Here is an 11,274-nt window from a genome sequence, read left to right as displayed (position 1 = left end):
CGCGAACAACGCGCCCTGGCCCAGGTCCGCAGCCGGCCGGTGCTCGCCGAACCGTTGAGCGCACTGACGGCGCGCGCCGACGAGATCCACCGCGCCCGCTCGGCGATCCGCCGCGACATCACCCGCCTGGCCGCCGCCGAGACGGAGCGCGTCGGTCACCTCAGCGCGCGCCGTCAGTGCGCTCAACGGTTCGGCGAGCACCGGCCGGCTGCGGACCTGGGCCAGGGCGCGTTGTTCGCGAGACACCCAGTTGCGCAGGGCCTGCGCGCTTCGCCGGCGCAGGTCGTCGATCAGGCGCTGCTCGGCGGCGGTGTCGGGCACCACCTTCTTCGCCGCGTCGGTGGGGGTGGCGGCGCGCACATCGGCCACCAGGTCACACAGCGGGTTGTCGGGTTCGTGACCGACCGCGCTGATCACCGGGGTGCGGCAGGCGGCGATGGCGCGGCACAGCGTCTCGTCGGAGAACGGCAGCAGGTCCTCGACGCTGCCGCCGCCCCGGGCCACCACGATGACGTCGACCTCGACGTGGCGGTCGAGTTCGTAGAGCGCCTCGACGATCTGCGCCACCGCGTTGGGGCCCTGGACCGCGGTGTTACGCACGGCGAAGCGCACCCCGGGCCAGCGTCCGGTTGCCACGGTTGTCACATCGCGTTCGGCGGCGCTGGCCCGCCCCGTGATCAGCCCGATCATGTTGGGCAGGAAGGGGATTGGTCGCTTGAGCCGGGGGTCGAAGAGCCCTTCGGCGTCCAGCAGCCGGCGCAGCCGATCGATGCGGGCCAGCAGCTCGCCCACGCCGACGGCACGAATCTCGGACAGCCGCAACGAGAAGGTGCCCCGGCCGGTGTAGAACGACGGCTTGCCGCAGACCACCACCTGCGTGCCCTCGGTCAGCTTCACCGGCGCGTTGGCCACCAGGTCGCGCGAACAGGTCACGCTCAGCGACATGTCGGCGGCCGGGTCGCGCAACACCATGAACACCGTCTTGGAATCGGGCCGCGTGCTGATCTGGGCCAGCTGCCCCTCGACCCACACGGTGCCGAGCTTGTCGATCCAGCCGGCGACGCGAATGGCCACCGCGCGCACCGGAAACGGGTTCTCGGCGGAGTTGGGTTCGGAATGTGCGGCCGGGGTCACTTCGCGTTCGCGCGGGTGATCCTGTTGGCCAGCAGGGTCTGGAACGGAGCGCGGGCTTTGGTGGCCTGCTCGTAGGCCAGCAGGGCTTCGAGTTCGTCGACGCTCAGCGACTGCAGGCGCGCCCGCAGCTGCGCCAGCGTCAGCGTGGCGTAATCCAGCTCGGTCACCACCGACGGTTGCGGAGCCGCCGGCGCGTCCTCGGATTTCCTGCCCTGCTTCAACGGGGCCGCATCGGACGCGGCGTCGGCGAGCGAGTACAACGCGAACCGGCCCTCGGTTCGGCGATCGCCTTCGCCGGCACCGGGCTCGGTGCCGGGCGCTTCTACCGCATCGGGCAGGTCCTCGTCGAAGGTCGCCCATTCCGGCTGCTCGTCCTTCGGCGGGAAGATGCTCTCCAGGGTGCTGTCGCCCTTGATCACCAGCTCGGCCAGGTTCTGCTGAAAAACCATCACCAGGTGCGCCGCCTGACTGGCCAACGTCATCGGGTACATGAGGATGGTCTTCGGCAGCTTCAGCGTCTCCTCGACGGCGACTGTTGCCGCGCCGACCAGCAGCCGAACTCCATACGGTGCGTGAGCCATGGGACCAAGACTGCCTCAAGCGGCGGCTAACTCCAAGCGCGCCGGCGCGAGCTGGCGACCCCGTGTCCGCGGAACGTACCCTGGGTGTCATGCCGCCGACTGTCGACATGGGAATTCCCGGTGCGTCCAGCTCGGTAGCCACCGATCCAGCCCGCAAGCGAGTGCTTCTGGCCGAGCCGCGTGGCTATTGCGCGGGGGTGGACAGGGCCGTCGAGACGGTCGAACGCGCGCTGGAGAAGCACGGCGCACCGGTGTATGTGCGCCACGAGATCGTGCACAACCGGCACGTGGTGAGCACGCTGGAAAAGGCCGGCGCCGTGTTCGTCGAGGAGACCGACGAGGTGCCCGAGGGGTCCATCGTGGTGTTCTCCGCGCACGGGGTCGCGCCGACGGTGTACGCCGCGGCCGCCGCACGCAACCTGAAGACCATCGACGCCACCTGCCCGCTGGTGACCAAGGTGCACAACGAGGCCCGCCGGTTCGCCCGCAACGACTACGACATCCTGCTGATCGGGCACGAGGGCCACGAAGAGGTCATCGGGACCTCCGGGGAAGCGCCCGACCACGTGCAGCTGGTGGACGGGGTCGCCGCGGTCGACAACGTGACGGTCCGTGACGAGAACAAGGTGGTCTGGCTGTCGCAGACCACGCTGTCGGTCGACGAGACCATGGAGATCGTCGACCGGCTGCGGCAACGGTTCCCGAAGTTGCAGGACCCGCCCAGCGACGACATTTGCTATGCCACCCAGAACCGGCAGGTCGCCGTCAAGGCGATGGCCCCGGAGTGCCAGCTGGTGATCGTCGTCGGCTCGCAGAATTCGTCGAACTCGGTGCGGCTGGTCGAGGTGGCCCTGGGCGGCGGCGCAGGGGCCGCCCACCTGGTGGACTGGGCCGACGACATCGAGCCCGCCTGGTTGGACGGGGTGACCACCGTGGGCGTGACCTCCGGCGCCTCCGTCCCCGAGGTCTTGGTGCGTGGTGTCCTCGAGCGGCTCGCCGACTACGGCTTCGACGTGGTGCAGCCGGTCACCACGGCCCAGGAAACCCTGGTGTTCGCGCTGCCGCGCGAGATCCGGTCACTGCTGTAGCCGCGCTGGGCGCTCAGGCGTCGTATTCCCAGGATTCCGTCGGGGGCCGCTGGGGCCGCCCATACGTCCGTGAGCGGTTGCGGCGCTCCGGGCGCCGCTCGGCCGCCGGCTCGTCCGCCGCGCCGGCCCCCCGGTAGCGGACCTGCGAGATGGGGTGATGCGTCCCGTTGTTGCCGTTCGCGGCGGGGCGGCGGCGCCTCGGTTCATACGTCGGTTCATAGCGGTCGTAGCTGTCATACCGACCGAAGTGCTCCGAGGCCCCGGGCGGGTCGTACGGCTCATAGCCGTCGAATCGGCTGCTCCGCGGCGCGGGCCGCTCGTAGGGGCTGCGGCGGGTGCGCGGTTCCCGTCGGCCTTCCCGGGGCGATTGGCCGCGCGGATCCGAATCCGCGTCCGGCCTGGGGCGGCGCCGCGCGCGCCGGGGCGGTTCCGCGGCGTCGTAGTCCCGGGCGGTCGCCGAGCTTCTCCGGCTCGAGCGCCGTTCGCCGGGTTCGGCCCCGTCGTCCAGCGGTTCCCGGGAATGCCGGGAACGGGCTCGGGCGGAACGCGCGGCGGACCGGTCGCTGCGCGCCGTGCGGCGGGCGCGGGACGAGCTGCCGGCCCCGCGGTCGCGCCGCGCCCGGGCGGGGGCCGCGTCGTCGGCGTCCTCGGCGTCGGACCCCGGATGCCACATGTCGCGCAGTTTGGCGATGATCCCGCTGACCACGGACTTCACGTCGGCGGACTCGGCGTCGTCGGAGGTCTTCGGGTCGGCGGTCGTCCGCTGCGACATGCCGAAATACCACCTGACCAGCCCGATCAGCAGCACGACGCCGGCGGTTCCCAGCATCAGTGGGAAGCGTTCGATGAGCGGATAGCCGCAGTTGATCAGCAGGTCCTTGAGATGGCCGACTTTGGCGTCGTGGAACAACCAGTAGGCGCCGGGCACCGCGCAGAAAAGTATCAGCGGGGGCTGGATGATCGCGGTGAACAGCCCGTCCTGGCGCACCGCCAGCACCGCCGCCACGCAGCCGGCTATATAGAAGCCGGCGAAGACATGGGTCAGCTCCTTGTGGCCGGCGTCGATTCCGTAACCGATCGCGGTGGCGGTGACGGCGAGGAGCAGGGCGGCATACCACGGGATACCTGGGATATTCGGGTGGATCGAACGGTGGGATGGCTCCACCGCCGACTTCGGCCGCTGTCCTGACACATGTAGACCGTACCGGCAATGGGCCGAAAGCCCCGTAAATACCTCGTAGCGATCCCGGGCGTGCCATGGCCCTACTCGTGAGCGGCCCGCGAAAGGCCCATGGCGGCCCGCGCCGCCGCCGACCCCTAGACTTGGGTCCCTGTGAGCCTGAGCCTGGGAATCGTGGGTCTGCCCAACGTCGGTAAGTCGACTCTGTTCAACGCGCTGACCCACAACGACGTGGTGGCGGCCAACTATCCGTTCGCGACGATCGAACCGAACGAGGGCGTCGTTCCGCTGCCCGATCCGCGCCTGGACAAGCTGGCCGAGCTGTTCGGCTCCGAGCGCACCGTCCCGGCGCCGGTGACGTTCGTCGACATCGCCGGCCTGGTCAAGGGCGCGTCCGAGGGCGCGGGCCTGGGCAACAAGTTCCTGGCCCACATCCGCGAATGCGACGCCATCTGTCAGGTGGTCAGGGTGTTCTCCGACGACGACGTGACCCACGTGGCCGGTGAGGTGGATCCGAGGTCGGATATCGAGGTCGTCGAGACCGAGCTCATCCTGGCCGACCTGCAGACGCTCGAGCGTGCCCTGCCGCGGCTGGAAAAAGAGGCTCGCACCAATAAGGAACGCCGGCCGGTGTACGACGCGGCCGTCGCAGCCCAGGAGACCTTGAACGGCGGCAAGACGCTGTTCGGTGCCGGTGTGGACGCGTCGCTGCTGCGGGAGCTGAACCTGTTGACCACCAAACCGTTTCTGTACGTCTTCAACGCCGACGAGGCGGTGCTGACCGACGCGGCGCGGGTCGCCGAGCTGCGGCAGCTGGTGGCGCCGGCCGACGCGGTGTTCTTGGACGCGGCCATCGAAGCCGAGCTGAACGAGCTCGACGACGAGTCGGCGGCCGAACTGCTGGAATCGATCGGGCAGAGTGAACGCGGTCTCGACGCGCTGGCCCGCGCCGGCTTTCACACCCTCAAGCTGCAGACGTACCTGACGGCCGGCCCAAAAGAGGCGCGGGCGTGGGTGATTCACCAGGGCGACACCGCGCCGAAGGCGGCCGGGGTGATCCACACCGATTTCGAAAAGGGCTTCATCAAGGCCGAGATCGTGTCCTTTGACGACCTGGTCGCCGCCGGCTCCATGGCGGCGGCCAAGGCGGCCGGCAAGGTCCGGATGGAGGGCAAGGACTACGTCATGGCCGACGGCGACGTGGTGGAGTTCCGGTTCAACGTCTAAGGCTCGATGAGTTCTGTCGATCGCGGAGGTCCTTAATACCGTGGGAACCCTCTGTTACACCGCGACGGTCTCTCTCGACGGCTACGTTGCCGACGGCAGCGGCGACTTCCAGTGGTCGGCACCGAGCGATCCGGTGTTCGCCGCGCATGTCGACCGCATGGCTGAGGTGTCGACCGAAGTGTTAGGGCGGAAGACTTACGCGCTGATGCAGTACTGGGAGACCGATCCAGCGGACGAAGAGTGGGCCGCGGCGGAACGGGAGTTCGCCCAGCGCTGGCGAGGCATCCACAAAGTGGTGGTTTCGTCGACGCTGACGCACGAGGGGATCGAGTCGGACCGTGTCCGCCTGGTACCCGATCTGCGCTTGGCCGAATTGAAGCGGATCGTCGCGCAGGCCGAGGGCGTCGTCGAGATCTTCGGGCCCACCACCGCGGCCGCTGCGATCCGGGCTGGCCTGATCGACGAGTTCCAGTTCTTCGTGGTGCCGAAGATGGTGGGCGGAGGCCTACGTGCTCTACCTGACGGTGTGCGCCAGAATCTGATTCTCGCCGGGCATCGCCTTTTCGACGACGGCACCGTTCACCTGCGCTACCTGTCTCGCCGAGACGTTGCTCGGTGACTTAATGCGGTGGAGTTCAGGTTCAACGTATGACCTAAATCGCTAATTACCGACGCGAGAGGTCGTCCACTGGCCGGAAGTGATCCGGAAGGTCTACCAAGAAATAGCGCCGGACGAGGTCGAAGAGCATGGGCGTCGGCGGCACGACCTGTCCCGTGACATAAATAGTGTCGGCATCGACTTCTCGTAGGTTTTCCAGCCGAATAGGTAGTGCCTCGTCTGACATGAGCTCACTTACGTCCGTCGAAGGTAACCGCCCGTGAAACTCGGGCAGCCAGTTGCGGTCTTCGAAATCGAACGAGGCGAAATAGGGATTCTCGCCAGCGCCGTCGCTGTGTCCGCCAGCCAGACCGAAGCTGGTGATGACGCGAGAGGCGAAGAGGTCGGTTGAGCGCAAGAAATACCACACGATGTCGACAAAATTGAGGCACGCGTCGTGGGCTGGCGCTCCGCGGTCAGCGTGCTCTACCGAGTTTCGAATTGCTTGCAGCTGTTGGAGTGCAAGTGGTCGTACGAGTCCAAGGCGCGCAAGAATTTCGAGAAGATTTGGTTTGTCCGACTCCCATCCGAGAGTCCGGGCAAGTTGTCGGAGTTGATACAGCGCATGCAGTAGGCGCACTCTCGAATCGACTGCATTCCAGAGCTTTTGCACAATCGTGCCTCGGACTATGTCGTTTGGGGCGACTGTTTGTGATAGTTCCTCGGCTAAGTGCCAGTGCTGATATGCGCGGCGTGACGACGCAGGGTCGACGCTCCTGGCGGAGTGTCCGTCTTCCAAGAACTCATCCCAGTAGGGCCTTATCCAAACGTTCGGCGCTCTGCCTGCCACGCCGATGATTGAAGCACCGAATCAGTGAATGCACTCTAGGTCGAAGTCGTCTGGATCCACAGAACCCTCGCGACGGCTATTCGGGCGTAACTCATCACGCTAGAATTCTGTACATGACGACGCTGCCGCTCGCCGAGGTCCGCGCAAACCTCTCCAAACTCGTCGATGAGGCGGTGCGCACGCACCAACGCATCGAAGTGACTCGACAGGGGCGCCGTGCTGCGGTGATCCTGAGTGCCGAAGACTATGACTCGATCATGGAAACGCTGGCCATCCTCAGCGACTCGGATTTGATGCGCGAGGTTCGAGCGGCTGAGCAGGATGACGAGATCTTCACGCTGGACGAAGTGACCGAGGAGATGCGCGCCACCGGCCGGCTCCCACGTTGAGCTACCGAATTGAACTGACCGCAGCTGCGAAACGGGCGCTCACCGAATCGCTCCCCGAATCCGTCGCCGTCGCGTGTTGGGAATTCATCCGAGGACCGCTAGCCGAAAATCCCTACCGCGTTGGTAAGCCACTTCGTGGTCAGCTTGAGGGTCGGTATTCGGCTCGGCGCGGCGAGTTCCGAGTCATATATCGGGTTTTCGAGGACCACGTGGTCGTCAGAATCATCCACATCGCACACCGGCGTGACGTTTATCGCTGACGCGATCTGGTGGAGTTCCGCTTCACCGTCTAGAGCGAAGCCGCAGCTCGTTAGGCGGTTGAGGAACTGTCCGCGGTGAAGACGTCGATCGGCCGTCCGAGCGTCAACATCACCAGCGGGATTTGGCGGCTGGTCGACTGCTGATACGTGATGTACGGCGGGTACAGGTGCGCCATGTATGCCCAGACTTGATGGCGCTCTTCGCCTTCGGGTTCCCGCCACGTCGCCTCGAATGCTTGGGTTGCGATCTGCACGCCGATCGTGTCGCTCTCCAGGAGATTCAGATACCACCCGGGATGCGCATCGGCGCCCCCCTTTGACGCGACGATCACGACCTCGCCACCGAAATTGCCGTAGATCAATGGCCTGACATATACCTTCCCCGACTTCCGGCCCACGCACCTGATCAGGCAATGCGTCGTCATCTCGCGGCCACCGACCGCACTCACATCCATGATGTGGCCCCGTGCGCCACCGGAGGCCAGGTAGGTGTCGAGGTGCTCGCTGATCCAGCTGCCTCGCGTCGCTCGGATCGCTGCGGCATCGGCATCGGCCATGATTTCTCCTGAACTTCGACAGGCGAAGGTGACTGGACTGAACCTGCGTCGCCGACTTTGGGGGTCAGGCGGCCAGGCTGATACATGTAACCACGCACCCACCCAGTTGGTTGGGGCGGCCGCCGACGGGATCCGGCGGAGTTCCGGTTCGACAGGGTGTCGGGCGGCCGTTCTGCATCTGCGACGATGAAGTTGACGAATGGGTGGCCGATCCCGAGGGCGTCGGAGGCAAATCATGGATGATTACACCGAGCCGCATTGGGGCGCAGCGGCGCTCGTGGTGATTGACCTCCAACGGGATTTCCTCGATGAGGGTGCCTCTCCCGTGCCCGGCACGTCATCCGTCGTTCCGAATGTCATAGAGCTGGCCCGAGCTTTTCGGTCGGCGGGGCGGCCCATCGTTCACGTTGTCCGTCTCTATGAGCCGGGCGGATCAGACGTGGACCTTCCTCGACGTCGAGCCGTGGAGGAAGGTGCCCGGCTCGCCGTGCCGGGTTCGAGCGGCGCTGAGCCGGCCGATGGGGTCCTGCCACCTGCGGTTTCTCTCGACTCGGCGCTTCTCGCCGAGGGACGCCTACAGCACGTCGGGAGCAGAGAGGTGATCCTGTTCAAGCCTCGCTGGAGCGCATTTCATCGCACTCAGCTCGAGCAGTGGCTGCACGGGGAGGGCTGCGACACGGTGCTCGTCGCCGGGTGCAACCTACCGAACTGCCCGCGCGCGACATTGTTCGATGCCAGCGAGCGAGACTTTCGAACAGTACTTGCCACCGATGCGGTGTCGCAGACCAGCGATGAGAGGCTTGCCGATCTCGCCCGTATCGGGGTGCGGCTCTACAGTACGGCGCGCGTAGTCGCCGCACTCTCGGCTGTGAACAGATGATAGGACCTCATGGGCACGGATGGTTCCGTTCGCCGGTGAAGTTCAGCTTCAACGTGGCTGGTCGGCAGATACGGGAGAAAGCCTGATGCGGTGGCGGGGTGTGTGTCACGTCGAGTTCGCCGTGCTCGACTACGACGACTCGATCGCCTTCTACGACGCGTTGTTCGGCTGGCTCGGGTACAGCAGCTTTTCGTCGCTCAACATGGAATACGAGTCGACGTATTACATGACGCGGCATGTGAACCCGCACAGCTACATCGGTATCCAGCCCGCCCGCACCGGGGCGAAGCTTTCCCACCACGACCAAGCGGTCGGCATCAACCACATCGCGCTGTGGGCGCGGAGCCGGGGCGAGGTCGACCGCTTCCATCGCGGATTCCTGCTCGACCGAGGCGTGCCCGTTACCGATGAGCCGAAAGAGTATCCGCAGTACTGGCCCGGCTACTACGCAGTGTTCTTCGACGACCCGATCAACGGCATTCACTGGGAGCTGGCGTGGATACCGAAAATCCCGACTCCGCGGCAAGTCTGGTCGTTCTATCGCGCGATCCGCGCCCTCACCAAGAGCCGGCCGGACCTGGCCAACACGGTCCCGGGCGTCGCCTGGCAGGCAAGGCGGACCCTGCCCGCCCGATATGATCGGATGCCATGAACTGGTCCCCCCGGTCTACGAAGATCATTGTGGGTTGCGCGTTGGCGTTGTCCGCCTTCGGGTTGACGGGGGGAATCGGCCACGCGGCGCCGGCGCCGGCCTCTCATTGGTGCCCGGGCAATCCCTGGGACCCGAGCTGGGGCAACGTCTACAACTGGGACTGGAACCAGTGCCACGACTGGCAAGGTCACGCGGGGCAGAGCTTCCCGGCGGGCGCCGGGCCGTGGGGCCCCCCGCCGGCATGGGCGCCGCCGCCGCCACCCCCGCCGACGTGGGCGCCCGGGGCTCAGCTGATGTGGAACCCGACCGGCGCCGGCAACTGGGGCTTCTGGAACCACGGAATCTGGACCCCGGTCTAAAGCCAGCACGAAAGGGCCACCTCCTTGTCGGAGGTGCTCCGTAGCATGCCCTCGTCGCACAAGCGTGCACGCCACGGCAGTCAGGAGGGCGCCATGAACTTCGTTTCCACCCGCATCATCACCGCCGACGTCAGCCGGCTCGTCGATTTCTATGAGACGGTCACCGAGGTTCCCGCGGTATGGGCCAACGAGCTTTTCGCCGAGATTCCGACGTCGGCGGGCACGCTGGCCATCGGCAGCGACAAGACGGTGCCGCTGTTCGCGGCCGGATCCGCCGAACCCGCGGCCAACCGCAGCGTGATCGTCGAGTTCATGGTGGACGACGTCGACGCGGAATACGACCGGCTGCACCGGCGCGTCCCGGAGGTCGTCACGGCGCCGACCACCATGCCGTGGGGCAACCGGGCAGTGCTGCTACGCGATCCGGATGGAAACCTCGTCAACCTGTTCACTCCCGTCACGGCCGAGGCGCGTGCGAAGTTCGGAGTATGACTGCGGCACAAGGGGTTTCGACCCCGGTAAACGGCACTCGGTCAGGTGACGGCGGCCCGGGCGGTAAACGGCGAGTAGTCACCGGTGCGCGGTGGCCCGCCCGGCGTTAAGGTTGTCTGTGGTCACCGACGACTGCCCGGACACACCGGAAGAACTCGAACGCCGGGCCGCCGCGCTCGATGAGCGCGAGGAGGGGCTCGAAGACCGCGAGGCCGAGGTCAGAAGGCGCGAGTGGCTGGCGGGAAGACGAGATCGGGTCGCCGACCAGCGCGACCGAATCGCGGACGACCGCGAGCGGGCGGCGGATGAGCGCGAGCGGGTGGCGGATGAGCGCGAGGGCACGGCCGCAGAGCGCGAGCGTGAGCGATTGGGCCGCGAATCCGACCGAGCGACCCGCGGGGAAGCCCGTGTCAAGCGAGACCAGGCCAGCATCGACCGGGAGACGGCGGAAACCGAGCGCGGGCTCGACTACAACTGAGTGCAATCGTTTGCTGGTAGCGGGCCCAAGGCGCCGCGCCGCATTTGCTGAAGTGCGGCGAAGGCCATTATCTTGTTTGCGAATGAGCTGCGCCACAATTTTTGGTGAACAATAACTGTCATTGCTAGCGTCGCCGGCCATGGTAGTTCTTGCAACATTGATGTCATTGATCAATCAGGTCTCCGGGACGCCCTATATTCCGGGTGGAGATTCTCCCGCCGGGACGGATTGCTCGGGCCTCGTTTCGTGGGTTGCCAACGCGGCGTCCGACAGGCCGGTCTTCGGAAACCGGTTCAACACCGGGAATGAAGAGGCGGCCTTGTTGGCGCGCGGGTTTCAATACGGAACCGCCCCCAATGCCCTCGTGATCGGGTGGAACGGCGGCCACACGGCCGCGACGCTGCCCGACGGGACGCCGGTGTCCAGTGGTGAGCGCGGTGGCGTGCACGTCGGGGGCGCGGGCGCCTACCAGGCCGGCTTCACCCACCACATGTTCCTGCCGATGCCACCGGATGGCGAGGGTGCTCTGCCCCCGCCCCCGACGTGCCG

General features: G+C 66.4%; 16 protein-coding genes. 11 read left to right on the top strand and 5 right to left on the bottom strand.

Annotation, left to right across the window (positions count from 1 at the left end; genetic code table 11):
- The coding region (gene xseA, locus A5692_RS02935; protein WP_231984163.1) for an exodeoxyribonuclease VII large subunit at window positions 1–1,134 on the bottom strand (1,134 nt) is incomplete at its 3' end.
- On the bottom strand, window positions 1,131–1,715 hold the full coding sequence (locus tag A5692_RS02930) for a lipid droplet-associated protein (protein WP_068051834.1): 585 nt from the start codon (window positions 1,713–1,715) through the stop codon (window positions 1,131–1,133). The genes xseA and A5692_RS02930, both read right to left, overlap by 4 nt.
- 89 nt (window positions 1,716–1,804) lie before the next feature.
- Between A5692_RS02930 and A5692_RS02925 the strand changes: the two genes are divergently transcribed.
- Window positions 1,805–2,803, top strand: a complete 999-nt coding sequence (locus A5692_RS02925; RefSeq protein WP_068051830.1) for a 4-hydroxy-3-methylbut-2-enyl diphosphate reductase — start codon at window positions 1,805–1,807, stop codon at window positions 2,801–2,803.
- A 13-nt stretch (window positions 2,804–2,816) separates the two neighbouring features.
- Here A5692_RS02925 and A5692_RS02920 read toward each other — a convergent pair whose 3' ends face one another.
- Window positions 2,817–3,995 carry a DUF6542 domain-containing protein gene (locus tag A5692_RS02920; RefSeq protein WP_197514335.1) on the bottom strand — a complete coding sequence of 393 codons (1,179 nt, stop codon included), beginning with the start codon at window positions 3,993–3,995 and terminating at the stop codon, window positions 2,817–2,819.
- A gap of 141 nt (window positions 3,996–4,136) precedes the next feature.
- Here A5692_RS02920 and ychF point away from each other — a divergent pair, with 141 nt between their 5' ends.
- Together ychF and A5692_RS02910 are read left to right on the top strand one after the other, a co-directional pair.
- Window positions 4,137–5,210, top strand: coding sequence for a redox-regulated ATPase YchF (gene ychF, locus A5692_RS02915; RefSeq protein ID WP_067924566.1), 1,074 nt, complete (start codon window positions 4,137–4,139; stop codon window positions 5,208–5,210).
- Between the two features lie 40 nt (window positions 5,211–5,250).
- Window positions 5,251–5,829, top strand: a complete 579-nt coding sequence (locus tag A5692_RS02910; RefSeq protein WP_068051825.1) for a dihydrofolate reductase family protein — start codon at window positions 5,251–5,253, stop codon at window positions 5,827–5,829.
- Between the two features lie 46 nt (window positions 5,830–5,875).
- On the opposite strand, the gene A5692_RS02905 is transcribed toward A5692_RS02910, so the two are convergent.
- Window positions 5,876–6,238 carry a hypothetical protein gene (locus tag A5692_RS02905; protein ID WP_068051822.1) on the bottom strand — a complete coding sequence of 121 codons (363 nt, stop codon included), beginning with the start codon at window positions 6,236–6,238 and terminating at the stop codon, window positions 5,876–5,878.
- A gap of 533 nt (window positions 6,239–6,771) precedes the next feature.
- Here A5692_RS02905 and A5692_RS02900 point away from each other — a divergent pair.
- Complete coding sequence (locus A5692_RS02900) at window positions 6,772–7,047, top strand: type II toxin-antitoxin system Phd/YefM family antitoxin (protein ID WP_067924575.1); 276 nt, start codon at window positions 6,772–6,774, stop codon at window positions 7,045–7,047.
- The gene (locus A5692_RS27890) at window positions 7,044–7,307 is read left to right on the top strand and encodes a type II toxin-antitoxin system RelE/ParE family toxin (protein ID WP_082962333.1); all 264 of its coding nucleotides are present in this window, start codon (window positions 7,044–7,046) and stop codon (window positions 7,305–7,307) included. Before A5692_RS02900 ends, A5692_RS27890 begins: the two co-directional genes overlap by 4 nt.
- A gap of 50 nt (window positions 7,308–7,357) precedes the next feature.
- Here A5692_RS27890 and A5692_RS02895 read toward each other — a convergent pair whose 3' ends face one another.
- Window positions 7,358–7,864: a nitroreductase/quinone reductase family protein gene (locus tag A5692_RS02895; RefSeq protein ID WP_068051819.1), complete on the bottom strand. Its 507-nt coding sequence runs from the start codon at window positions 7,862–7,864 to the stop codon at window positions 7,358–7,360.
- Between the two features lie 235 nt (window positions 7,865–8,099).
- On the opposite strand from A5692_RS02895, the gene A5692_RS02890 reads away from it, so the two are divergent.
- From A5692_RS02890 to A5692_RS02870, 6 genes are all read left to right on the top strand, one after another.
- Window positions 8,100–8,744 carry a cysteine hydrolase family protein gene (locus A5692_RS02890; protein ID WP_068051816.1) on the top strand — a complete coding sequence of 215 codons (645 nt, stop codon included), beginning with the start codon at window positions 8,100–8,102 and terminating at the stop codon, window positions 8,742–8,744.
- A gap of 85 nt (window positions 8,745–8,829) precedes the next feature.
- The gene (locus A5692_RS02885) at window positions 8,830–9,396 is read left to right on the top strand and encodes a VOC family protein (protein ID WP_068051813.1); all 567 of its coding nucleotides are present in this window, start codon (window positions 8,830–8,832) and stop codon (window positions 9,394–9,396) included.
- Entirely contained in the window at window positions 9,393–9,755 is a 363-nt protein-coding gene (locus tag A5692_RS27885; RefSeq protein WP_197514334.1) for a hypothetical protein, read from the top strand. The genes A5692_RS02885 and A5692_RS27885 overlap by 4 nt, the downstream gene beginning before the upstream one ends.
- Window positions 9,756–9,848: 93 nt before the next feature.
- Window positions 9,849–10,247 carry a VOC family protein gene (locus tag A5692_RS02880; protein WP_067924590.1) on the top strand — a complete coding sequence of 133 codons (399 nt, stop codon included), beginning with the start codon at window positions 9,849–9,851 and terminating at the stop codon, window positions 10,245–10,247.
- Between the two features lie 118 nt (window positions 10,248–10,365).
- Window positions 10,366–10,725 carry a hypothetical protein gene (locus tag A5692_RS02875; RefSeq protein ID WP_068051810.1) on the top strand — a complete coding sequence of 120 codons (360 nt, stop codon included), beginning with the start codon at window positions 10,366–10,368 and terminating at the stop codon, window positions 10,723–10,725.
- 139 nt (window positions 10,726–10,864) lie between these two features.
- Window positions 10,865–11,274, top strand: a 410-nt coding sequence (locus tag A5692_RS02870) for a peptidoglycan endopeptidase (RefSeq protein ID WP_156765904.1), incomplete at its 3' end; no start/stop codon positions are given.

Source organism: Mycobacterium sp. E342 (assembly GCF_001667665.1).
GTDB lineage: Bacteria > Actinomycetota > Actinomycetes > Mycobacteriales > Mycobacteriaceae > Mycobacterium.
This window is presented reverse-complemented; position numbering and strand designations above follow the sequence as displayed.